Genomic DNA, 20,777 nt, shown 5'->3' on the forward strand with positions numbered 1-20,777 from the left:
ACCCTCGTTGAGAGACCGGTCGCCGATTACCTGCTCGTGCGACTCGCCTTCTCGCGTGCGTTTCTGCAAGCTGGCTTTCAACGGCGGTCGGGGAGGCAACGTCGTGCGACCAGTGCGTGCGTCGCCTTCCCTCGCTCAAGCCAGAAATGGACGCGGCCCCCTGCTGGCACAGGGAGCCGCGTGAGTGTTCGTCGTGAAGCCCGACCCAGATCAAGAGCAAGGAGACACGAGAACATGGAGACCGTACCGTTCGATACCGGTGAACCGCCAGAGAAACCATCGCTCGATCCGGTCATTTCCGTTTCCGGAAGTGACGTGGTGCCGCCCGCCGCGGCGGCGGAGTACGTGAGTCTCGACGAGTTGCTGGACGCCACGGCCATCCCGGCGCTTCAGCCCCCCGAAACCGCGTTGGTGTTCCAGCCGCCGTGCCGGTCTTCCGCCCGCGGCTGGTGGGACATGGCGAACCGCGTCACCTCGGGCGAGTGGAAGCACACGTGGCAGGCCGTCGTCCTGCTCGTCGTGCTCGGCACCGTCCTGTGCGGCGTGCTGCTCGCCGGGTCCGTGGTGCTGCGGGCAGCGGCGCTCTCGGCGCTCGGCCTGTCGGCGTGGGTGTGGCTGAGCAAACGCAACGCGGCCCAGGCTCAGCAAGCGTAATCGGGTCACCTGAGGAGGAAGGGACCATGCCGTGCCGCTGTTGCTGCCAGCGGCACGGCATCCCCGGCTCGGGTGGACGGCCAGGCCGGCCACCCTCACCGTCGGGGATACGTCCGAGCTACGGCGTTCTTACGTCATACGGCCGAATCCGCCGTTCCTTCACCCGGTTGGCGGCAGGAAGGCGGCTCACACCGGCACGTCGCCCGGTGTCCCCCACTGCGTGGTGAACAGGCCGAGGCCGTACCAAGTCCCGTTCGAGGGACGCCACACCACGAAGTCCGCCCGTGGGTCGCCACCGAAATTGCCTGCCAGGGGCACATCGCCGGCGACGCCCCATTGCTGCGTCGCGATACCGAGCACATACCAGACACCATTGCTCGGCCGCCACACCGCGAAATCGGCACGCCCGTCCGCGTTGAAATCACCGGCCACCGGGATGTCACCCGCGACACCCCATTGCTGCGTCGCGATTCCCCGCACGTACCAGACGCCGTCGCTGGGGCGCCAGACGGTGAAGTCGGCCCGTCCGTCCGCGTTGAAATCGCCGGACACCGGGACGTCACCGGCCACGCCCCATTGCACCGTGGCGATGTTCAGCACGTACCAGACACCGTTGCTGGGCCGCCACACAGTGAAATCGGAACGCCCGTCACCGTTGAAATCGCCGGTCAGCGGAACGTCACCGGCCACGCCCCACTGCTGGGTCACCACCGCGCCGGTGCTGCTCTGGATGATGTACCAAGTACCGTTGCTCGGCCGCCACACGGCGAAGTCGGCCCGATGGTCGCCGTCGTAGTCCGCGGCGACCGGAACGTCACCCGAAACGCCCCACTGTTGTGTCACCACACTTCCGTTGCTGCTGCGGATCACGTACCAGATGCCGTTTCCGGGACGCCACACCGCTTTGTCGGCGAACCCGTCCCCGTCGAAATCCGCGGCCGTCTTCTGCGACGAAGGCGAGGCGGTGATACCGACGCCGTCCTCCGCCGCACCCGCGGCCGGCGGTATCACGATCAGCCCCGCGAGCAAACCGGCCAACGCCGTCCCAACCCGAATGGATCTTCGCATTTCCCGCAACCCCTTTCCGTTCGATGGACGCACTCTTCCCAGTTCGCGGTTTTTGACCGAAGATACGCACCGGGAGGAGTTGCAGCCTGACACCGACGGCCTGCCCTTGTCAGCAAGGATTCCGTCCAGTGGACCGCGCGAGGGGATTTCAATGGAGACCGGGAGAAAACCGAGAAGCGTTCTCGAAGGCGCTTTCACCCTATTGGATGCCTTGGTACGACATCAAGGTGAAGCAGGATTGACCCAGCTGGCGAATTCCTGCTCGATACCGAAAGCGACCGCACACCGATTACTCGAGCAATTGACCGAGCTGGAGGTTGTCCAGCGCAGCGAAAACCGCTATCGCGTCGGCGCGCAGGCATTTCGGCTCGGTCAATCGTGGCAGCCTTATCCGCGACTGCTGGAACTCGCCCGCGGCGAACTCCGCAGATTGGCCGCGGCCACCCGGGCGAGTTCGGTACTCGCCGTGCCCTGTGACGGCCGTATCCTCATCGCCGCCGCCAGCCTCATCCGGCCGGAAGACGGCATTCTGCTCCGGCCGGGTTCGACGGTGCCGCAACGCGCCGGCCACTTCTGCCCCGTCTGGCAGGCCGAACACGACCTCGTCGCCGTCGAAGCGCCCATCATGGTGCCGACCGGCGAAACGGTCGGTTCGGTCGCGGCCGTGACCGCGCCGGCACCATCACCCGGCGCGGTGCCGGACACCGTCGCCCGCGCCGCCCGCACCATCGGCGCGGCACTGGTGCACCGAGTCGAGACACGCGCGTAGTTTCTCCTTGTGGGATCAGGAATGAAGCCGCGCCGGGTGGTGATCGTCGCGTTCGACGACGCGCAGATCCTTGATGTGGCCTGTCCCAGCGGGGCGCTGGAGATCGCGAGCTCACACGGCGCCGCACCGCCCTATGTCGTCGAACTGGCCACGGTCGACGGGCGGACGACACGGAGTTCGTCGGGGATCATGCTCGCCGGTGCCCGGCGGCTGGCCGAGGTGTCCGGGCGGATCGACACGATGCTCGTGGTCGGCGGCGCGGGAACGGGGACGGCCGCGGCGGACGAGCGCCTGCTGACGCAGGTGCGGCGGCTGGCCGAACGGAGCAGGCGGGTCGCCTCGGTGTGCACGGGCACGTTCGTGCTGGCGGCCGCCGGCTTGCTCGACGACCGGCGGGTCACCACGCATTGGGGCTACGGCGAGCAGCTCGCCGCGGCTTTTCCCGCGGTGACAGTGGATCCGGCCCCGCTCTACATCCGTGACGGCAACGTCTTCACCTCGGCGGGGGTGATCAGCGCGCTGGATCTCACGCTCGCGCTGATCGAGGACGACCACGGGCCGACGCTGGCCCGCGAGGTCGCCCGTGAGCTGGTGACGTATCTGCACCGCCCGGCCGATCAGGCGCAGATCAGCACGTTTTTGGCCGCTCCGCCGCCCGGCAACCGGGTCGTGCGGGACCTGTTGGGGTACATCGCCGCGCATCTCGCCGAAGACCTCAGCCCGTCGGCGCTGGCCGCGCGGGCCGGCGTCACCACCCGGCACCTCAACCGCCTGTTCGGCGCGCATCTCGGCAAGACCCCCGCCCGCACGGTGCGAGCGGCCCGGACCGAAGCCGCCGCCCACCTGGTGCGGTCCACCGCGTTGCCGCTGTCCGCGGTCGCGCGGCGGTGCGGGTTCGCCTCGGCGGAAACCCTGCGTACCGCGTTCCGCCACCACTACGGGCTCACCGGGGACACACTTCGCAGGATGACGGACATGCCGCGCCCGATCGAAGCTTGAGCGTCCCAGAATCCGCGGCATGAACAGTGCGAAAACAACGCGCAGAACAGTGCTGACCGGCGTCGCGGCGGCCGCGGCGTTCGGACTCGCCACCGGTACGGCCCAAGCGGAGTCCAACGGCCCGCGGATCGGAATCCTGCTCTACGACGGCTTCAGCCTGCTGGATCCGACCGGCCCGGCCGAAGTACTGTCCCGGCTTCCCGGCGCGACGGTGACGATGATCGCCGAGCACCGCGGCCCGGTGCGCACGGACACCCGCGATGTCGCGGTGCTGGCGGAACGTTCGGTGGCCGAGGTGAACCGGCTGGACGTGCTGCTGGTTCCGGGAGCCGGCAACCGCGGCACGATCGCCGCCATGGAGAACCAGGTACTGCTCGACTGGATCCGCCGCGTCCACCGGCACACGACATGGACCACGTCGGTGTGCACCGGGTCGCTGATCCTCGGCGCGGCCGGGTTGCTCCGCGAGCGCGCCACCACGTACTGGGCCTCGGCGGACTATCTGGAAAAGACCTTCGGCGTGCGCTACGTGCCCGAGCGGTACGTGCAGGTCGGCAAGATCGTCACCGCCGCGGGCGTTTCCGCCGGCATCGACCTCGCGTTCCATCTCGCTTCCCTGCTGGCAGGCGAGGAAACCGCCCGCGGCATCCAGCTCGCCGTCGAATACGACCCGCAACCGCCCTTTGACTCCGGCAACGCCGCGAAGGCGAGTCCGGAACTCAAAGCGCTCGCGCTGAAACTGCTCGCCGATTCGCAGGAGTAGCACGCGGGAACGCCGTCACCGCATAGGATCGCCACGGCGTGGACCGGACGTCTCGGTCACTGGCGGAGAGCGGTGGAAGGCAAGGCATGTCAGACCTCATGTACACGATCATCGAGGCCATTCCGCGGGTGTTGCTGCTCGTGGTGGGACTCCTCGGCCTGATCTTCTCGATCAAAGGACGCTCCAGGGGAGTCTCCGGCCTGATGGTGGCCGCTTTCGTCGTCATGCTCGTCGCCACGGCGGCGAGCATCATCTGGCAGTTCGTGGTGTTGAACGTGTCGTCCTGGGTCGCGTCCGAGCAGCTCACCGGCGACGAGGTCCGCTTGATCTTCATGGGCGTCAGCGTCCCGCTCGACGCCATCGCGCTGCTCTCCTGGTTCCTGGTCGCGATCGCGGTCCTCAAGACCGGCCGTCCGGCACGGCAACCCGGCGTCGCGCCGTACCCGGGGCCGGTCAACTACCCGATGGCCGCACAGCCGGGTTTCCCGAACCCGCAGCCCGACAACGCCCAGCCTGGGTACCCGCAGCCCAACCCGCCGGCTCAGCAGCCGCCGAACTAGAGTCCCGAGTCCTCGTGAGTGGTAAGTGTCGTTAGAACGACACTTACCACTCACGACCCCCGCGCAATGTACCCAAAATGGACACTAGTGCCTGCCCGGCGTCCCTTGTGGACGGGCAAGAGCCTCATCGTCACCTCATGACCCCCGGACCAGGCGCGAAACGGCCGGATATCGATACGGATTTACGGCGCGAACTTCCGCTAGAGCGACGCGGGGCGAGCGGTGAGGTGAAGGCTCCCTTCACCGCGTGCGATGCAACGAAGGACGCCTTCGCCCGCGAGACTCAAGCGTCGACAGGCACGAGCAAGCCGAACACCCGCACCGCCACCCGTCCCTCAAGCAGCGGTGCCGGGACTTCCGCCACCACCACCTCGCCGGCGGGCCACGGCTCGCTGTCCAAGAGGACCTCGTTGTTCAGCAGCCCGCCGTCGTGATGCGCGACGAACAGCCGGAGCCCGTGCACTTTCCGCTCGAGCTTCTCCGCGCGCAACGCCTCCAGCAACCGGTCCAGGAGCGGCTCGGCGGACAACGTCGCGTCAGTGAACAGGGTGATCTGAGCACCCAGCACCAGCTCGAACACGCCATCCGGATGTTCGTATCGTTCACGCGTGACCTGATCCGGCGCGGCGCCCGGAGAGAACAGACCGTCGACGATCGGGTGCAAGGCCCCTTGGCTGAACATGTGCACCGCGCGGCCGATCGCCTCGCGCCACGTGGCGCCGAACCCGGCGAAGCTCTCCACCAGCCACGGTTTGGCCAGCGCGGGATGCGACACGGCGAAGTCCACTTGGGCCATCACCATGCCCGCCGGGGCCGGATGCACGATGAGCTTCGTGTCGACTTCCGTGTCCTCGTCGAGTGAGATGCCGTGCTCGCGCAAGAAACCCTCGAAAACCAGCTGCGGCGAAGGCACACCACCGTCACCGTCGGCCACCGGTTTCAGATCGGCGGCGAGGGTGGGCTCGTTCAGCTGGAGGTCCGACATCTGCGCGCCGTCGTTCAACGCCTCGTTGATCACCGCGAACGCGCTGCTGCGCACCGCGATCCGCTCGAACTCGCCGCGGTCCGCCTGCCTCGCGCGTTCCGACGCCGCCACGAAGACAGGCTCCTCGGACAGCACCACTCGCCCGCCGGGCCCCACCACCGTGTCCGGGTACGAGACATCCGGCAGCAAGCGCCGCGTGTACGCCATCGGCAGGAAGACCAGCAGCCGTTCGGCCAGCCACGGTTCGACTCCCGCGCCCGTCAACCTTTCCCAAACCTGGTCGTCACTCGGCGGTTCCTCGCCCGCGCGGAACGCGGCGATCCCGACCTCGAGCGCGGCATCCAGCCCCCACGATGCGATCACCACGGAAGTCTATGCGTGCCGCCAAAGCGGACGTTGTCGCGGTCAGAGTGCGGGGCCCGCGATATAGCGGCGGCGCAGATCGGCGTTCCCGCGATCGGTCACGTCGGTGTTGTCGACGTACTGGTCGATCGCACCGACCGGGGGCAGAGCCCTGACGGCCGGGTCGCGGATCGTCGCGACAAGCGCGTCGGTGAACCGGTAAGCGTCGAGGACCCGGAACGGCCGGTCGTGGAAGTACCGGACCGACACCTCCAGCGGCTCCGTGAGACCGAGATCGTTGTGGATCCTCGCAGCGATCTCGTAGGCGGGAGAAAGGTGTTCTTCCCGTTCCTGCCAGCTTTGCGCGGCCAGCGCACCCGACAGGTGGGGAGTCAGCGCCTCGGCGCAGGGCAGCGCCGCGAACGCGGTGCCCAGCCATTTGCTGTACGGCGGATACACCCGATGCATCATCAGGCACAGCTTCATCACGTCACGGACCTGGCGCGCGGCGACCACGGCCGAACCCAGGTCGTCGCCGACCTCACCGCAGCGGCCGACAAAAGGCTCCTCCTGGGACAGGCGCATCCACTGACAAGCCAAGACGTAGCGCCAGACGTCGTCGGGAAACCAGGCGAGATGATCCCGGTACGGCTCCAGCAGGCCGACCCCGTCGTGGAAGACCATGCCACCGGTCAGTTCACGCAGTACTTGCGTCGGAACCGTCAACCAGGCCGAAATCGGCAGGCCGCCGTCCGGCTCGGCGCCGAGCTGCTCGGTGAAGTAGGTCCGCAGTTCCGTGACGTGCACCCAATGCCGGGCCGGCGTGCCCGCGGGGAAGGCGAAGCGGACCGGATAGCCGCGGAACTCGACCGGCAACTCGCGATCGAGCAGGGCGTCCAGATCGTCGGCGAGGGCGTGAAAGTCTTCGCTGCCAAGGAAAACCTGCATCCGCGGGCCCCAGGCGTGGTCGGTGGAACGCACCGTGTCGAAGCCTTGCACCTCAGAGCCCCAGCCGATCAGCGCCGCCGAATACGGCACCCCGTCCAGCGCGTCCTCCAGGATCGGAGCGACGACCTCGGCGTAAAACAGCTGGGACAGTTCAAGCCCTGGCAGGAAAGATCGCGTCACGTCCGCCACCGTGGCAGGAATGACGGACGACGGCCAGTGGATAAAACCGGGTGTTCCCGCATTGCCCGGCTGGTGAAGTCACCGCTCCGTGGACCAGGTTCGCCTCAGGCCGTCGATCACGTCGATGAACAAGGCGAAGGTGCTGTCGACGCGTTCGCGATCGTCGGTGGTGAGCAGATCGAGTTGCAGGCCGCGGGCCTGGGCCACGATCATCGACGCCACCAGCGGCGCCTGTTCCTCAGGGCAGCCGTCCGCGGTGACCAGGCGTTGCATCAGGCTCAGCGAGTCGTGCACGACCTGCCGCAGAAAGCGTTCGTAGCGTTCCGGTTCTCGCGCGGCCTGAGCGAAGACCTCGAACAGCAACCGGTAGACGGGCAGGCGTTCCGTGGTCGTCGAAGTCCGCCACCAGGCCGGAAGGTCGGCCGGCTCGGTCGGCGGGTCGGCCAGGCCTGCCGCGTCGGCCAGTCGCCGGCGCAGCAGGTCGATCACCTCGGTGACCAGATTCTCCTTCGAGCCGAAGTGGTGCAGCAGCGTCCCATGGCTGACGTTCACCGCCGCGGCCAGCGGCCGCATCGCCAGACCGGCCAGACCGTGTGTCAGGACGTAATCGGTCACCGCTTCGAGCAGTTCGGGCCGCCGGTGCCGGTAGCGGACGCTACGGCCGTCGATGCGCTCCTCCATCGGCCGGACGATACGGCAACACGAGATAGATTGACCGAGTGGTCGAACTACTTTTAGAGTGGCCGCATGGCCTCCGAGATCACTCGCCTGCACCACGTCGGCCACGTCGTCCGGGATATGTCCGCCGCACTCGACCTCTACCGGCGTCTGGGCTTTGCCGTGCCGGCGCCCGGGTATCCCGCGATGTCACCCCGCGAGGGCGCCGAGCCGGAGCCGTTCGGCGCGGCCAACACCCACGCGGACTTCTCGCACGACTTCCTTGAACTGGCCACCGTGGTTCAGGCCGATGGCCGCGTGCCGTCGAACGCGCGGCTCGTCCCGCTGCAGGCCCCGTCCGACGTGCTACCGACGCTGCTGGAGCGGATCCACGCCACCAGCGCGAACCTGGCGGAATGCCTGGACCGTTTCGAGGGCCTGCACATCCTGATGTTCTCCTCGGCCGACATCGACGCCACCGCCGCACGGTTGACCACCGCGGCGGTGCGGCACGGCGGGGTGAACACCGTGCGGCGACCTGCCGGGGACCACGTCGAGACCGTTCGATACCTGGAGATCGACGGAGTGCGGCCAGGAGTGGAGGAGGAAGGCAGAGTCGGCGTCGTCGCGGATCTGGACCCACGGATCCAGGCCACCCGGCCGGCCGGCCATCCCAACGGCGCTGTCGGCCTCCTCGATGCCACGCTCTGCGTCGCCGACGACGAACTGGACGCCACCCAGGCGCGCTACGAGCGTTATCTCGGCCGGACACCTCGCCCGGAAGGATGCACCCGGGTCTTCGACCTCGACGGCGCGACGCTCAGCCTTGTGCCCGCCTCCGGACTCGCCACACTGTTCCCCGGTGAGCGGCCCCCCGCGTTGCCCGCTCTCATCGCGTGCACGGTCGCCGTCACCGACCTGACCGCAACGAAGAAACTGTTGCGGGACAACGAGGTCCCGTTGCGACAGACGCCGCTCGGCGATGTCTTCGTACCGGCCGGCACCGCCCTCGGCGCCACCATCGTCTTCCGGCAGGCGAGCGCCGATCTCAGGCGCGGGCGGTGACCAGCAGGGCGAAGGCCGCGATGATGACGGCGACGCGCACGTAGTGAAAGCGGTCCCAACGGATCATTTGCTCCCTCCAGTCCGCCGGCCGGTTCTCGGCGGTCCACTTCTTGCTCCGATTGTTGATCGGGACGAGCAGCAGGATCGACATGACCACGCTGACGATCAGCAGCACACCGGCGGTGACCACGAGTCCGGCGCCGGGGAGCTGCCATCCCGCGATGGCCCGGATCGCGACGAGGACGAGCGAACCGATGTACCAGACCGGCATGACCGCGCCGAGCATGCGGCCCCCGTGTGCACGGCCGCTGACCATGCTGTCCTCGGGAAGGGCGTTGAGGATCGGGTTGATGACGAACGAGACGGAGAACTCCACCCCCACCATCACCCCGACGAGCACGGTCGTGACGATCTCAAGTGCGTTGAGCATGACTACCTCTTCTGAAATCTAGCGCTGCTAGCTGATGCGGCAACGCTAGCACTAGCACTGCTAGTTTGCCTAGCGGCGCTAGAAAAAGTCTCGTTCACCAGCCGCCTATCGTGACGACTCCGTGGCCACCGGCGGCGGCCTGCTCGAGCAGTGCGATGTGCGAGAACGTGAAGTAGCGGAAGTCGTGGAACCACAGCACCGCGCCGTGTGGTGGATCGCGTTGCTCCTGCGGTATCGCGTCGCATTCCTCACCGAGACGGGTCAGGAGGTCCCAGGGCAGCCGGTGAGCCGCGTCGAGCAACTCGCGCACACCGGCCGGGCGCAGCGTGTAGTTCAGCAGGTGGCGCCAGTCCTCCGGGGCCGGCTGAGCGTGGGGTCCGGCGTCCGCCGCCAGGTCATCACGGCGCTCCGGCTCCCACTCCTCGGTGGAGACGTAGCCGGTGGTCAACGTGCCGAGCACGGTGTCGGCGAGTGCGCGGGTCTCCGGGGTGAGCCGTGGGCGCAGACAGTCGCCGTAGTACCAAAGGCTGTTCCAGTGCCCTTTGGTGCCAGGCATGTCGTCCACGGACAGAAACGGCGCCATCGGCTCTTCCGCGTCATCCCACAGCCACACATGATCCCAATGCGGCTCGCGAGTGAGGGCGAGCAAGGGCTCCCACTCGACTACGGCCCCGTAGGCGTCATACCCCATGGCGCGAGTATCACTCACCGGATCGGTTTCAGGGAGCGAGATAGGCGGCCGTGGTCTCCAGGTCTTCCGTCGTCACCCTCGGCGGTCAGCCGCCGGAGGGTGCGCTGCTGAGGTCGACAACGCAGAAGCGGTTGCCATCCGGGTCGGCGAGAACGACGAAGTCCGGGTCGGGCGGATAGCGGTCCCAATCGACGTCGCCGGCCCCGAGTTCCTTCAGCCGTGCGACTTCGGCTTCTTGCTCCGCGGCGGTATCGACGAACAGGTCGAGATGGATCCGCGGATACGGCTCGATCGGCGAAGTACTCGACATCAGCCCCAGCACTCGACCGGATCCATCGGCGCCGACCAGAGTCCGCCAGCCGTCGCTCGCCCACTCATCGTCGGCAACGAGGTTCAGCGCCGCGGTCCAGAACTCCACCGCCCGCGGCAGATCCGACACACCGATCACGGGCAACCCGAGCCTGAGCATGCCCTCACGCTAGCAATGCTCCGGCTTGTCCGGCGGGCACCTGCGCCTGGATCACTCGTGCTCTTCCGTGAGCAAAAAGGTTCCGCCACGCACGTCCGGTTCCCGGCCGGCCGTCAAAGCGTGTTCGATGAGCCGTCGAATGTCGGCAGCGCTCGGATACGACCCATCCGTCTCAGCAGGGGCCCACCCCGCTCCCATGTCCTTGGAAAGCAGGTCCACCTCCAGCGCACAACTGTTCTTTCCGGCGCCACCGGTTTGGCCAGAGCTTCGCCGATGGGCTCAAGCAGGCCAGGCACAAACCAGACACCAAATCGCCCCTGGTACCCCGAACACGAAGAAGCCCAGGCCACCTGGCCTGGGCTTGTGCTCCCCCGCTTGGACTCGAACCAAGAACCCTCCGGTTAACAGCCGAATGCTCTGCCAGTTGAGCTACAGGGGATCGTGCTCCGTACCGGCCGGATCGCTCCGACCGATGAGAGAACTTTAGCCCATGCCCTCCGGCGGCCGTGCACCCACCCCCACTTTCTCCGGCCACCTCGTCAAGCTCGCGTTTTGAGGGACAATGGCAGCCGGAGCAAGATCGAAGGAGGCGTGGACTCGGATGAAGATGTTCCTGCTGGGTGCGGCCGCGGGCTACGTATTGGGCGCGAAGGCCGGCCGGGGACGGTACGAGCAGATCGTGCGGACGTACCGCAAGATCGCTGACCACCCCATGGTGCAGGGCGCCGCCGGGGTCGCTCGCGCCAAGGTCGGTGAGCGGTTCGGGCGGCCTCAGCGCTGACCGCACCCGAGACGTGCCGAAGGGGCCCTTCACCGCATGAGACGCGGTCAAGGGCCCTTTCGCATACAGGGAAGTCAGTCCACCGTGGCGACCACGAAGACGCGCCGGAACTCGAACCAGGTGGTCCCGTCGGGGCGCGGCGGGTAGGCCTTGTCCAGTTCGCGGGCGATCTGCGCGCGGAAGTGGTCCCATTCGGCTCCGGCGAGGGCCTCTTTGACCGGTAGCAGCGAGGTGCCGGTGATCCATTCGAGTACGGCGTCCTCCCCCGCCAGCCGCTGCAGATACGTCGTCTCCCAGGCGTCGACGGCGCAGCCGGCGTCGGCGAGCAGGTTCCCGTAGCCGAGCGGGCTGTCGACGGCCTCGTTCTCCCGCAGGACGACGTCGGCGAGGCGTGGAGCCCACTCCTCGGTGCGCGCGAGGGCACGAACCAAGGCGTGTGACGGGGCGTCGAAGTTGCCGGGGACCTGGAACGCGAGCGTCGCCCCGGACGGCAGGAGGCCCACCCAGCGGCGGAGCAGATCACGGTGCTCCGGGACCCACTGGAGCACGGCGTTCGAGATCACCACGTCGGTGTCCGGTTCGGGCACCCAGTCGTTGACGTCGAGCACTCGCGCGTCGACGCCGCGTGAGCGTGCGGCTTCGACCATTTCGGGTGAGCTGTCGCTCGCTTCGATGATCGCGTCCGGCCAGCGTTCCGCGAGGCCCGCGGTCAGGTTGCCGGGTCCGCAGCCGAGGTCGGCGACCCGGCGGGGTTTCACCGCCCTGATCCGCCCGATGAGGTCATGGAACGGCCGGGCCCGGAGGTCGGCGTAGTCGAGGTACTTGACCGGATCCCACATGGCGCCTCCCAGCGATACAGTACGAGCGTACTGCTAGCCGTGGGGCTTCGCCAGTTTCTCGGCCGCTTCCTCGGCGATCGCCTTGACCACGTCGGCGTCCGTGCCCGGATCGGGCCGCACCTGCAACACCGTGCCGTCCTGGCCGGGGACCTTGCGCTCGACGAACCACGCTCCACCGGTGCCGAAGTCCTTCCGGTGCCGACCGCGGACCGATCCGTCGACCCGCTGCCGTACCAGGAGCGGGACCTTGCCCGGCCGTTCGAGCCTGAACCGGACCGGTGTCTTGTCGGCCAGCAGCACGGCCTTCCCCGCGGTCCCGGTCTCCTCGGACTCGGTCAGGGTCAGCACCCCGTCCGACCACGCGGCCTTGCCGACCAGATGCCAGCCGACCCGGCGCGGCCCCGGGACCCACAGCCCCAGCGCCGTCACCAGCAGGTATCCGCCGCCCTCGACGGCCGCGCTCCCGACGACGTGCTCGCCGTCATCCAGCGTGCCGTCGAAATCCGCCGGGACACGGTCACCCAGCAGGTGACGCAGCCAGCCCATGCTCAGTCCAATCCGCCGATGGCCTGTTCCTTCAGCGCCTTCCGGTACTGCTCGAGCGCGACGAGGTCGCCGAACAGCGCGCGGTAGTCGTCGGGCGCCTCGACCGGCGAAAGCCGCTGGAGCTTCGACTTGATCTCGTTGATCTGGCGGGCGACCAGGCTTTCCTGCACCGCCGCGAGCTGGGCGGAAATGTAGCGCGAGTCGACCTCGCCCTTGGCGCGCAACGGTTCCACCGAAAGTTCGCTGAGCACTCGCCGCACCGTCCCTTGCGGACAGTGCGGGACGGCCGCGTCGAGCAGGGCGGGCCCGGTCAGCCCGGAACCCGCTCCCCCGGCGGACAGCAACGCCTTGTGGATGGCCACGTAAACCGGATGGGTGAACGCGTCCTCGGGGAGCGCGTCGTACTCCGCCCCGGCGAGCATCGGCTGCTGCAGCGCCGCCTTGAGCGCCTCGCGCTGCGCGATGAACCGCGGATCGCCGGGCGCGGGCCGTGGCAGGTCCTCCTCGACGGTGGCCGTGGTCCCGGCGGCGGGCCGCCGGACCTCGATCGTCGTGGAGCGTTTCGCCATGGCGCCCGCGCTGCCGCGGACCCGGTTCACCACCTGCGCCGCGTCCTGCCAGCCGACCCACCAGGCGAGTTTCGACGCGTAGCCGTCGCGGCTGGCACGGTCCTTGATGCCCGCGACCATCGGGACGGTCTTCTGCAGAGCCGCGACCTGTCCGTCGACGGAGTCGAGGTCGAAGCCCTTGAGCATGCTCTTGATCGCGAATTCGAACAGCGGGATCCGCCGCGCGACCAGGTCGCGCACGGCGGTGTCGCCCTTGGCGAGCCGCAGTTCGCAGGGGTCCATGCCGTCGGGGGCGACCGCGATGTAGGTCTGCCCGGCGAAGGTCTGGTCACCCTCGAATGCCTTCAACGCCGCCTTCTGGCCGGCTTCGTCACCGTCGAAGGTGAAGATCACTTCGCCGCGGAAGGCGTCGTCGTCCATCATCAGCCGCCGGAGAACCTTCATGTGATCCTCGCCGAACGCCGTGCCCGACGACGCCACGGCCGTCGGCACCCCGGCGGCGTGCATCGCCATCACATCGGTGTAGCCCTCGACGACGACGACCTGGTGCCGCTTCGCGATCTCGCGTTTGGCCAGATCGAGGCCGAACATGACCTGCGACTTCTTGTAGATCGGCGATTCCGCGGTGTTCAGGTACTTCGCCGAGACACGGTCGTCGTCGTACAGGCGCCGCGCGCCGAACCCGACCACCTCGTTGCCGACGTCGCGGATGGGCCAGAGCAGCCGCCGGTTGAACCGGTCCATCGGCCCGCGCTGGCCTTCCTTGGCCAGCCCGGCGGTGAGCAGTTCCTTGACCTCGAACCCGCGGTTGAGCAGATGTTTGGTGAGCTTGTCCCAGCCGGCGGGCGCGTATCCGCAGCCGAACGTCTGCGCGGCGGCGGCGTCGAAACCCCGTTCGGACAGGAAGTCCCTCGCCGCGCGCGCGTCCGGGGTGAGCAGCTGCTCGGCGTAGAACTCCTGGGCCGCGCGGTGCGCTTCGATCAGCCGGGCGCGGGTGCCGCGATCCCGCTGGACGCTTCCGCCGCCGCCCTCGTAGGTCAGCCGGAACCCCGCGCGATCCGCGAGCCGCTCGACGGCTTCGACGAACGAGATCAGGTCCATCTTCTGGATGAACTTGATCACGTCACCGCCTTCGCCGCAGCCGAAGCAGTGGAAGGTGCCATGGGTGGGGCGCACGTTGAACGACGGGGTCTTCTCGTTGTGGAACGGGCAAAGCCCTTTCAGGCTGCCGCCGCCGGCGTTGCGGAGGGCCACGTAATCCGCGATGACCTCGTCGATCCGGTTGCGCTCGCGCACCTCCGCGATGTCGCTGTCCCGAATCCGTCCTGCCACGCTCATCACTCTAGTTCCCGCTCGCGGAGCACTGTGCGGCACACTCGGGGAATGAGCACCGCCCTGGACGAACTCGCCGGGAACTTCGCCACGCTGCGCCCCCATCTGGTGTCGGTCGCGTACCGGCTCACCGGCGCGCTGTCCGACGCCGAGGACGCGGTCCAGGAGTCCTGGCTGCGCCTGAGCGGCCTGGACGAGCGCCGCCGTTCGGCCATCGAAGACCACAAGGGCTGGCTGACCACCGTCGTCAGCCGGATCTGCCTCGACCGGCTGCGGTCCGCGGTGGTGCGCCGCGAACGGTACGTCGGCGAATGGCTGCCCGAACCGGTCCTCGGCCCGCTGGGCACGCCGTCGTCGGAGGATCCGCTGACCGTCGCGGTCCGCGACGACGGGATGCGGATGGCGGCGATGGTGGTCCTCGACCGGCTCACGCCGGAGCAGCGCGTCGCGTTCGTCCTGCACGACGCGTTTTCGGTGCCGTTCGGCGAGATCGCCGAGATCCTGGGCTGCACGCCGGAGGCCGCGCGTCAGCACGGTTCCCGCGGGCGCCGCGCGGTCGCCGACGCCGATCCGCCGCCCCGGACGGCGCTCGCCGAGCAGCAGCAGATCATCGAGAAGTTCATGACCGCGATGCTCACCGGCGACATCCAGGCGGTGGCGGAGGTTCTGCACCCCGACGTCGTCCTCGTCGGCGACGGTGGCGGCAAGGCGCGCACGGCGGTGCACACGGTCGCCGGGTTCGACAAGGTCACCCGGCTGTTCCAGGGGCTCATGCGGATGTACGACCCGGCCGGAATCGAGCAGGCCAGAGTCGCGCTCGTCAACGGCGACCTCGGGCTGTACATCCCGCCGCAGGCGGCCTCCGACGGCTACCGGGCGCTCGACGAGCACGTCGACGCGTTCGTCATCCGCGACGGGAAGATCGTGGCGATCTACGACATGGCGAACCCGGACAAGCTCACCACCGCGCGGACCCGCGTCGGCCCCTGACGCAATTCGTCACCTGCTTGCGATGGTTCGGGGCGCCGAACCATCGCAAGCAGGTGACGAATTGCGTGGGAAGGTCAGGGAAGCGGGATCTTGCAGGCGTCACCCGAGGTGAAGCCCTGCGCGGTGATGTCGAGTGCGCTGTTCATCCGGGCACGCATGTTCTCGAGCCCGATCTGGTAGGTCAGCTCGATGACGCCCTTGCGGCCGAACTCGCGTTCCAGTTCGGCGACCTGCTCGTCGGTGACGGTGACCGGGCTCGCGGTCATCGCGTCGGCGTACGCGAGCGCGAGCCGTTCCTGGTCGGTGAAGGCGGGCGACTTCGCGTAGTCGTCGATGTTCTTCAGCCGTTCGATGTCGAGCCCCTCGTGCAGTTGCAGCATGGTCCCGAAGTCGATGCACCACGTGCAGCCGAGCTGGGTCGCGACGCGGTACACGGCCAGCTCGCGCACGTTGGCGGGCAGCGTCTTGCTGGCCTTTTCCGCCAGCATTTCGTGCATGCCGTTGGCCCGGAGCAGTGCCGGGTGGTGCGCGTAGACGGCCATCGGCTCGGGGACGGCACCGAAGCGCTTGCCGGCGAACTTGTAGATCAGCTTCAGCAGGAAGCCGGCTTCGGCGGTCTTGACGGCGGGAATGCGCGGCATGGTGTCCTCCTCGTGCGGTTGCGATCACCCTCTGGACGAGGCCGCCGGCGCGAACGTGACAGGCGCTCCCCGGTGACGTGGACCACGCCGAGTTTTTAGCCTTTTCGCCGGAACCCTCATTCGATCAATGAAGGTACGCTTACGCTCTGCGATTCCTTCGACACAACCGGCGAGCCCTCCGCACTCTCCCACCGGAGGAAACACATGGACCGTCCGAGGCTCGCCGTCGAGAATCCCGCGACCGGGCGGCCGATCACGACCGTCCCGGACGACGGCCCGGCCGATGTCGGCAAAGCGGTACGCGCCGCCGTCGAGGCCTGGCCCGCCTGGCGAGTCTCGGATCGGCACGCCGCGCTGATGTCGTGCGCGGTCGTCGTCGAGGAGGTCGCGCCGGTGCTGGCCCCCGTGCTGACCGAGGAGCAGGGGAAACCGCTGCGGGAAGCCAAAGGCGAGTTCGCCGAGGCCGCCGCGCGGTTCCGGTACTTCGCCGGTGTGCGGGCCGGATCGCTTCTCGTCGGCCACGGCCCGGTCGCCGCGATCATGCCCTGGAGCTTCCCGGTGCGACTGGCCGCCGCGGAACTCGCGTCGTCGTTCGCCGCGGGCGACACGGTGGTGCTCACACCGTCGCCGCACACCCCGCTCACCACCCTGCACCTGGGCCGGATGCTGGCGGAGGTGCTGCCGCCGGGGGTGCTGACGGTGCTCACCGGACGGGATCCGCTCGGCGAGCGGCTGGCCGCCGCGCCCGGACTGCGACGGCCGGCGCCGGAACCGGGCGGCAACGATCCCGCGATCGTGCTGCCCGGCACCGATCCGGCGCTCATCGCGGAACGCCTGTTCTGGAGCGCGTTCACCAATTGCGGGCAGCTGTGCACGGCGGTCAAACGGGTCTACGCCGTCGAGTCCGCGTACGACGGCGTGGTCGAGGCGCTCGCGGCCTTGGCGGCGAAGGTCGTGGTCGGCGACGGGCGGACGCCCGGCACGCAGATCGGCCCGGTGAACAACCGGCCGCGGCACGACCACGTCACCGGCCTCACCGAGGGGGCCAGGTCGGACGGCGCGCGGATCGTCACCGGCGGACCGCTCGGCGGACCCGGCTACTTCTTCGCCCCGGCGATCGTCGCCGAGGCGCACGACGGGATGCGCGTGGTGGCCGAGGAACAGTTCGGCCCGGTGCTGCCGGTCGTCCGATGCTCCACAATGGACGAAGCGCTCGGCCTCGCCAACGCCACGGCACCCGGCTTGCGCGCATCGGTGTGGGGCACGGACGAGGAGCACGCCGTGGAAGTCGCGACGCGGCTCGAATACGGGACGGTGTGGGTCAACGAGCACATGGCCTCCTGAATCCCGCGCTCAGGGAGTGATCGTCCGCACGTCCCACACCCAGACGCCGTCGACGAACTCGGCGGGCTTCCGCAGCAGCAGGTCGACGGTGGTCCGGAAGGCGTCCTGGTGCTCGCGCGGGATCAGCACGAGGACGTCGGCGTTCCAGTACCGCAGATCCTCCAGCGCCTGCTCCCGCTGCGATTCGGTGATCGTCGCCGGGATGCCGGTCTGCTTGATCTGGTCGAAGATGATCGACGTCGGCCGCTGGATGGCGCCGTAGCGCCCGCGTTTGTCGTCCGGGCCGCTCGGCCCGACGAAGTAGCCCTCCGGCATCGCGTAGCCGAGTCCCGCGTCGATCTGCCAGTGCAGTGGTTCGGATTCGCCGGAACTCGGCAGCGGCACGGGTACCACGGTCCCGCCGGGCGCGACGTAGCTTCGCCAGGTCCCGTCGGCGAGGAACCGCGGCGTCGGCGGCCGGTCCTTCACGATCAGTTGCGTCGGCGCGATCGGCAGCAGAACCGCGATCACGACGCCGATCCACACCAGCCGCAACGGGAATCGCCGCTCCCCCGGCACTTCCGGCAGTTGCGACGCGACCGCGTAGACGCGCTCGGTCGCCAGCGCCAGCAACGCGCCGATGAGCGGGATGCAGCCCATCGCGAGCCGCGATTCCAGCAGCGATTCGAACAGGGGCAGTTCGGAGAAGAGTTTCCACGGCCCCGGGATCCCGGTCTCCTCGTGCACCACGATCAGTTGCACGCCAAGGGAAAGCCAGGCCATCACGAACATCGAGATCGCCAGCGCCCGCGCGAACACCTCACGCCACAGCCAGGCGGTGATCACCACCATCAGCACGATCAACGGCCAGCCGAAGAAGGCGTTCTCCTCGGTGCGGTTCATCGACACGTCCGCGGCGGCCTGCGGCTGCCCGGCGACCGACTGGGTCGCGAACCGGGTGAACGCGGCGGTGTCGTTCCCGACGGGGCCGTGTTCGATCGCCTGGTAGCTCTGCGGGCCGAAGAACTGCCACCACAGCGGGAAAGCACACAGCACGAGCGCCACGAGGACACCGATGCCGACGCCGATCCCCAGCGGTTTCGCCATCGGCGGGAACTCGCGGTAGTTCGTCGCGAAGTAGGCGATGGCGAAGATCGCGAACGCCATCGCGAAGATCAGCAGCGGTTCTTCACCGAGGAAGATCTGGTACGCCGCCAGCAGGCCGAGGAAGATCCCGTTGCGCACCGGACGCTCGCCGCGCGCGATCTTGAAGACCAGCAACGCGATGAACGGCAGGACGAACCACGCGACGAAGTTCGGATGCGCGTTGCCGTGCGAGATCATCGGCGGGGCGAAGCCGACGAACGCGCCACCGATGGCCGCGCCGACCCGGTGGGTCACCAGATGCCGCGAGAAGACCCAGTACCAGGCCGCCGCCGTGCCGGCGAGACCGCCGGTGAGCGCGATGGCCCAGGTGACCGTCGGGCCGAAGGTGAGCGTGACCGGCGCCAGCGGGATGCCGATGCCGAGCATGGCCGTGTTGGCCATCAGGTTCACGCCGAGCGGATGGTTCTGGAAGTGCGAACTGAGCGGATTCCTCAGGTGCAGCACGTTGTCCGCGGTGACGGAGAAGAACCACTCCCACAGGTTCTGGTCCGACGCGCTGTTCCAGAGATAGCCCTCCTTGAGGTCGAGCCAGAGCCCGTTGTAGAGCAGGAAGGCGAACAGCAGGAAGCCGCCCATGATGGCGGCGTCGGCGGCGGCGAACCGGCGAGGTCTCGTGGGACTCTTCTCGGCCTCCACGTCCGCCGCCTCAGCCTGGAAAAGACTCACTGACCGTCCTCACGGCTCGACAACGCGGGCGAGAAAGTAGATCACACCCGTCGAGGCATGCCTGACGAGCAGAAGGAAGGGGCGATCGACGGCGACTTCGAGGGGTTCGTCGACGATGAGCGACGTCAGCCGCATCAGCACCGCCGTCGCGGCGGCGCCTTCGAGGCCTTGTTCGTCGATGCGGAGCACGGACTGGTGGACGACCTCGGACACTTCGAGCCGGTCGTCGTCGGCGAGCGCGGTGAGGTCGGCGTCTGCGGTGAACATCGTGCGCACACCGAGATCCTTGAGTTTCGCCGTCAGCGGGCTGTCGACGTCGAGGTCGAGTTTCGGCAGTGACAGGGCGATCGTCTTGGACCGCGTGTTCTCCAGCAGTACCGCCAGCTTGCCCGCGTCGAGTTCGGCGTCGTCGAGATCGCCGTCCGGCAGCAGGACGACCGCCTCCACCCCGCCCTCGGCGCCGAGGCGGACGACCTGCCAGCCGTCCTCGTGGGTGTGGTCGAGCTGTTTTTCGAGCCACATCGTCGGAACCGTACGGGTGCCGGACGGCGCGTGGAAGTCCGCGGGCGCGGTGTTGTCACCGGAGAACGGATTGGTCCACGCGGTTTTGAGATACAGGGCGTTGACGATCGCGGCGACGGTGTCCGGCGCGACGGTCCCCTGCTTCAGCAGTTCGGGGATCAGCTCGCGGGTGGCCTCGGCGACATCGGCGTTGATCAGCCGCCGCGCGGCCTCCGGATCGTCGCCGAACGGGGCGCTCTCGACCTTCCCGCCCGGCCAGGTGGCGAGTTCCGCGCGGAAGGATTCTTCGATCGGCAGCCCGTCCCAGGCCCAGAGCGTGTTCGCGACCGCGAGTTCGGGGCCGTCGTCGAGCAGCGACGAGGCCTTGCCCAGCAGGTCGGCGAGCTCGTCCGGGTCGCCGAGCAGCGCGATCAGTTCTTCTCTGGTCTTGCCCTTGGCGGCCTGCGTCACCAGGCCGAGCGCGCTCGCGATCGAGTACGGCGAGAAACACGCGTTCTCCGTGCGGCTCGCCAGCACCCGATAGAGGTCCAGACCAAACCGGAGGTGGCTTTCGACAGCGCCCATGCCGCAGACCGTACCGTGCACGGGCCCGTCCGTCTCCTGTCCGAAAGTTCCGCCTTGCCGGAAAGGTGAGGGCAAGGGTGACGTGTCGCGGTCGGCTCAGCGAAACCGCCGTTCGGTACCGGTGGTCGTGAGTGTCGTGAAGGGCACCTTTGAGACCTTCATCCTGGATCCACCGGTGTGTTTGTTAGGTGATCTTGGTGGGGGTTTTTGATCTTCTGGTTGGTTGGTGGGCAGGGTGGGTTGCCGGTCGTCTCATC

General features: G+C 68.3%; 22 protein-coding genes and 1 tRNA gene. 9 read left to right on the top strand and 14 right to left on the bottom strand.

Features of this window, described 5'->3' with window-relative positions:
• The first annotated feature begins 234 nt into the window (after nucleotides 1–234).
• Nucleotides 235–654 carry a hypothetical protein gene (locus ACIHAO_RS35910; protein ID WP_396565544.1) on the top strand — a complete coding sequence of 140 codons (420 nt, stop codon included), beginning with the start codon at nucleotides 235–237 and terminating at the stop codon, nucleotides 652–654.
• 186 nt (nucleotides 655–840) lie between these two features.
• Here the strand turns inward: ACIHAO_RS35910 and ACIHAO_RS35915 are convergent, their stop codons facing one another.
• Nucleotides 841–1,722 carry an FG-GAP-like repeat-containing protein gene (locus ACIHAO_RS35915; RefSeq protein WP_396565546.1) on the bottom strand — a complete coding sequence of 294 codons (882 nt, stop codon included), beginning with the start codon at nucleotides 1,720–1,722 and terminating at the stop codon, nucleotides 841–843.
• A gap of 151 nt (nucleotides 1,723–1,873) precedes the next feature.
• Here ACIHAO_RS35915 and ACIHAO_RS35920 point away from each other — a divergent pair, with 151 nt between their 5' ends.
• The 4 genes from ACIHAO_RS35920 (at nucleotide 1,874) to ACIHAO_RS35935 (ending at nucleotide 4,813) form a co-directional block, all read left to right on the top strand.
• On the top strand, nucleotides 1,874–2,491 hold the full coding sequence (locus ACIHAO_RS35920) for a helix-turn-helix domain-containing protein (RefSeq protein ID WP_396565590.1): 618 nt from the start codon (nucleotides 1,874–1,876) through the stop codon (nucleotides 2,489–2,491).
• A 21-nt stretch (nucleotides 2,492–2,512) separates the two neighbouring features.
• On the top strand, nucleotides 2,513–3,490 hold the full coding sequence (locus ACIHAO_RS35925) for a GlxA family transcriptional regulator (protein ID WP_396565548.1): 978 nt from the start codon (nucleotides 2,513–2,515) through the stop codon (nucleotides 3,488–3,490).
• Nucleotides 3,491–3,509: 19 nt separating this feature from the next.
• Nucleotides 3,510–4,253, top strand: a complete 744-nt coding sequence (locus tag ACIHAO_RS35930) for a DJ-1/PfpI family protein (RefSeq protein WP_396565550.1) — start codon at nucleotides 3,510–3,512, stop codon at nucleotides 4,251–4,253.
• Between the two features lie 86 nt (nucleotides 4,254–4,339).
• Nucleotides 4,340–4,813, top strand: coding sequence for a hypothetical protein (locus tag ACIHAO_RS35935; protein WP_396565552.1), 474 nt, complete (start codon nucleotides 4,340–4,342; stop codon nucleotides 4,811–4,813).
• A gap of 283 nt (nucleotides 4,814–5,096) precedes the next feature.
• On the opposite strand, the gene ACIHAO_RS35940 is transcribed toward ACIHAO_RS35935, so the two are convergent.
• From ACIHAO_RS35940 to ACIHAO_RS35950, 3 genes are all read right to left on the bottom strand, one after another.
• Nucleotides 5,097–6,161, bottom strand: a complete 1,065-nt coding sequence (locus ACIHAO_RS35940) for a DUF6348 family protein (RefSeq protein WP_396565554.1) — start codon at nucleotides 6,159–6,161, stop codon at nucleotides 5,097–5,099.
• Between the two features lie 42 nt (nucleotides 6,162–6,203).
• The gene (locus ACIHAO_RS35945) at nucleotides 6,204–7,268 is read right to left on the bottom strand and encodes a DUF4037 domain-containing protein (RefSeq protein ID WP_396565556.1); all 1,065 of its coding nucleotides are present in this window, start codon (nucleotides 7,266–7,268) and stop codon (nucleotides 6,204–6,206) included.
• 78 nt (nucleotides 7,269–7,346) lie between these two features.
• Complete coding sequence (locus ACIHAO_RS35950; protein ID WP_396565558.1) at nucleotides 7,347–7,949, bottom strand: TetR/AcrR family transcriptional regulator; 603 nt, start codon at nucleotides 7,947–7,949, stop codon at nucleotides 7,347–7,349.
• Between the two features lie 66 nt (nucleotides 7,950–8,015).
• Here ACIHAO_RS35950 and ACIHAO_RS35955 point away from each other — a divergent pair, with 66 nt between their 5' ends.
• Nucleotides 8,016–8,990: a VOC family protein gene (locus ACIHAO_RS35955; protein ID WP_396565560.1), complete on the top strand. Its 975-nt coding sequence runs from the start codon at nucleotides 8,016–8,018 to the stop codon at nucleotides 8,988–8,990.
• Here ACIHAO_RS35955 and ACIHAO_RS35960 read toward each other — a convergent pair.
• From ACIHAO_RS35960 to ACIHAO_RS35975, 4 genes are all read right to left on the bottom strand, one after another.
• A complete protein-coding gene (locus tag ACIHAO_RS35960; RefSeq protein WP_396565562.1) occupies nucleotides 8,974–9,420 on the bottom strand; it encodes an anthrone oxygenase family protein in 447 nt (148 codons plus the stop codon). The genes ACIHAO_RS35955 and ACIHAO_RS35960 overlap by 17 nt on opposite strands.
• Before the next feature lie 94 nt (nucleotides 9,421–9,514).
• Nucleotides 9,515–10,111 carry a hypothetical protein gene (locus ACIHAO_RS35965; protein WP_396565564.1) on the bottom strand — a complete coding sequence of 199 codons (597 nt, stop codon included), beginning with the start codon at nucleotides 10,109–10,111 and terminating at the stop codon, nucleotides 9,515–9,517.
• Nucleotides 10,112–10,196: 85 nt separating this feature from the next.
• On the bottom strand, nucleotides 10,197–10,580 hold the full coding sequence (locus ACIHAO_RS35970; RefSeq protein WP_396565566.1) for a VOC family protein: 384 nt from the start codon (nucleotides 10,578–10,580) through the stop codon (nucleotides 10,197–10,199).
• Nucleotides 10,581–10,946: 366 nt separating this feature from the next.
• A tRNA-Asn gene (locus ACIHAO_RS35975) sits at nucleotides 10,947–11,019 on the bottom strand.
• Nucleotides 11,020–11,181: 162 nt separating this feature from the next.
• On the opposite strand from ACIHAO_RS35975, the gene ACIHAO_RS35980 reads away from it, so the two are divergent.
• On the top strand, nucleotides 11,182–11,361 hold the full coding sequence (locus ACIHAO_RS35980; protein ID WP_007031230.1) for a hypothetical protein: 180 nt from the start codon (nucleotides 11,182–11,184) through the stop codon (nucleotides 11,359–11,361).
• A gap of 74 nt (nucleotides 11,362–11,435) precedes the next feature.
• Here ACIHAO_RS35980 and ACIHAO_RS35985 read toward each other — a convergent pair whose 3' ends face one another.
• From ACIHAO_RS35985 to dnaG, 3 genes are read right to left on the bottom strand one after another with little or no spacing between them, the layout of a single operon-like run.
• The gene (locus tag ACIHAO_RS35985; RefSeq protein ID WP_396565568.1) at nucleotides 11,436–12,200 is read right to left on the bottom strand and encodes a trans-aconitate 2-methyltransferase; all 765 of its coding nucleotides are present in this window, start codon (nucleotides 12,198–12,200) and stop codon (nucleotides 11,436–11,438) included.
• Between the two features lie 33 nt (nucleotides 12,201–12,233).
• On the bottom strand, nucleotides 12,234–12,746 hold the full coding sequence (locus tag ACIHAO_RS35990) for a hypothetical protein (protein WP_396565570.1): 513 nt from the start codon (nucleotides 12,744–12,746) through the stop codon (nucleotides 12,234–12,236).
• 2 nt (nucleotides 12,747–12,748) lie between these two features.
• Nucleotides 12,749–14,653, bottom strand: coding sequence for a DNA primase (gene dnaG, locus ACIHAO_RS35995; RefSeq protein WP_396565572.1), 1,905 nt, complete (start codon nucleotides 14,651–14,653; stop codon nucleotides 12,749–12,751).
• A 45-nt stretch (nucleotides 14,654–14,698) separates the two neighbouring features.
• On the opposite strand from dnaG, the gene ACIHAO_RS36000 reads away from it, so the two are divergent.
• Nucleotides 14,699–15,637 carry a sigma-70 family RNA polymerase sigma factor gene (locus ACIHAO_RS36000; RefSeq protein ID WP_396565574.1) on the top strand — a complete coding sequence of 313 codons (939 nt, stop codon included), beginning with the start codon at nucleotides 14,699–14,701 and terminating at the stop codon, nucleotides 15,635–15,637.
• 74 nt (nucleotides 15,638–15,711) lie between these two features.
• Here ACIHAO_RS36000 and ACIHAO_RS36005 read toward each other — a convergent pair whose 3' ends face one another.
• On the bottom strand, nucleotides 15,712–16,278 hold the full coding sequence (locus tag ACIHAO_RS36005; RefSeq protein WP_396565576.1) for a carboxymuconolactone decarboxylase family protein: 567 nt from the start codon (nucleotides 16,276–16,278) through the stop codon (nucleotides 15,712–15,714).
• 204 nt (nucleotides 16,279–16,482) lie between these two features.
• Here ACIHAO_RS36005 and ACIHAO_RS36010 point away from each other — a divergent pair, with 204 nt between their 5' ends.
• On the top strand, nucleotides 16,483–17,622 hold the full coding sequence (locus ACIHAO_RS36010) for an aldehyde dehydrogenase family protein (protein WP_396565578.1): 1,140 nt from the start codon (nucleotides 16,483–16,485) through the stop codon (nucleotides 17,620–17,622).
• A 9-nt stretch (nucleotides 17,623–17,631) separates the two neighbouring features.
• Here the strand turns inward: ACIHAO_RS36010 and ACIHAO_RS36015 are convergent, their stop codons facing one another.
• Both ACIHAO_RS36015 and ACIHAO_RS36020 read right to left on the bottom strand, forming a co-directional pair.
• Complete coding sequence (locus tag ACIHAO_RS36015) at nucleotides 17,632–19,434, bottom strand: glycosyl transferase (protein ID WP_396565580.1); 1,803 nt, start codon at nucleotides 19,432–19,434, stop codon at nucleotides 17,632–17,634.
• A 9-nt stretch (nucleotides 19,435–19,443) separates the two neighbouring features.
• The gene (locus tag ACIHAO_RS36020) at nucleotides 19,444–20,520 is read right to left on the bottom strand and encodes a serpin family protein (RefSeq protein WP_396565582.1); all 1,077 of its coding nucleotides are present in this window, start codon (nucleotides 20,518–20,520) and stop codon (nucleotides 19,444–19,446) included.
• Nucleotides 20,521–20,777: the final 257 nt, after the last annotated feature.

This window comes from Amycolatopsis sp. NPDC052450 (genome assembly GCF_044547565.1).
In the GTDB taxonomy this organism is placed as follows: domain Bacteria; phylum Actinomycetota; class Actinomycetes; order Mycobacteriales; family Pseudonocardiaceae; genus Amycolatopsis.

What these genes read in the sequence shown, in the direction of transcription:
- ACIHAO_RS35910 (WP_396565544.1), top strand. Translation starts at nt 235, where the DNA reads ATGGAGACCGTACCGTTCGATACCGGTGAACCGCCAGAGAAACCATCG.
- ACIHAO_RS35915 (WP_396565546.1), bottom strand. Translation starts at nt 1,722, where the DNA reads ATGCGAAGATCCATTCGGGTTGGGACGGCGTTGGCCGGTTTGCTCGCG.
- ACIHAO_RS35920 (WP_396565590.1), top strand. Translation starts at nt 1,874, where the DNA reads ATGGAGACCGGGAGAAAACCGAGAAGCGTTCTCGAAGGCGCTTTCACC.
- ACIHAO_RS35925 (WP_396565548.1), top strand. Translation starts at nt 2,513, where the DNA reads ATGAAGCCGCGCCGGGTGGTGATCGTCGCGTTCGACGACGCGCAGATC.
- ACIHAO_RS35930 (WP_396565550.1), top strand. Translation starts at nt 3,510, where the DNA reads ATGAACAGTGCGAAAACAACGCGCAGAACAGTGCTGACCGGCGTCGCG.
- ACIHAO_RS35935 (WP_396565552.1), top strand. Translation starts at nt 4,340, where the DNA reads ATGTCAGACCTCATGTACACGATCATCGAGGCCATTCCGCGGGTGTTG.
- ACIHAO_RS35950 (WP_396565558.1), bottom strand. Translation starts at nt 7,949, where the DNA reads ATGGAGGAGCGCATCGACGGCCGTAGCGTCCGCTACCGGCACCGGCGG.
- ACIHAO_RS35955 (WP_396565560.1), top strand. Translation starts at nt 8,016, where the DNA reads ATGGCCTCCGAGATCACTCGCCTGCACCACGTCGGCCACGTCGTCCGG.
- ACIHAO_RS35960 (WP_396565562.1), bottom strand. Translation starts at nt 9,420, where the DNA reads ATGCTCAACGCACTTGAGATCGTCACGACCGTGCTCGTCGGGGTGATG.
- ACIHAO_RS35965 (WP_396565564.1), bottom strand. Translation starts at nt 10,111, where the DNA reads ATGGGGTATGACGCCTACGGGGCCGTAGTCGAGTGGGAGCCCTTGCTC.
- ACIHAO_RS35970 (WP_396565566.1), bottom strand. Translation starts at nt 10,580, where the DNA reads ATGCTCAGGCTCGGGTTGCCCGTGATCGGTGTGTCGGATCTGCCGCGG.
- ACIHAO_RS35980 (WP_007031230.1), top strand. Translation starts at nt 11,182, where the DNA reads ATGAAGATGTTCCTGCTGGGTGCGGCCGCGGGCTACGTATTGGGCGCG.
- ACIHAO_RS35985 (WP_396565568.1), bottom strand. Translation starts at nt 12,200, where the DNA reads ATGTGGGATCCGGTCAAGTACCTCGACTACGCCGACCTCCGGGCCCGG.
- ACIHAO_RS35990 (WP_396565570.1), bottom strand. Translation starts at nt 12,746, where the DNA reads ATGGGCTGGCTGCGTCACCTGCTGGGTGACCGTGTCCCGGCGGATTTC.
- dnaG (WP_396565572.1), bottom strand. Translation starts at nt 14,653, where the DNA reads ATGAGCGTGGCAGGACGGATTCGGGACAGCGACATCGCGGAGGTGCGC.
- ACIHAO_RS36000 (WP_396565574.1), top strand. Translation starts at nt 14,699, where the DNA reads ATGAGCACCGCCCTGGACGAACTCGCCGGGAACTTCGCCACGCTGCGC.
- ACIHAO_RS36005 (WP_396565576.1), bottom strand. Translation starts at nt 16,278, where the DNA reads ATGCCGCGCATTCCCGCCGTCAAGACCGCCGAAGCCGGCTTCCTGCTG.
- ACIHAO_RS36010 (WP_396565578.1), top strand. Translation starts at nt 16,483, where the DNA reads ATGGACCGTCCGAGGCTCGCCGTCGAGAATCCCGCGACCGGGCGGCCG.
- ACIHAO_RS36020 (WP_396565582.1), bottom strand. Translation starts at nt 20,520, where the DNA reads ATGGGCGCTGTCGAAAGCCACCTCCGGTTTGGTCTGGACCTCTATCGG.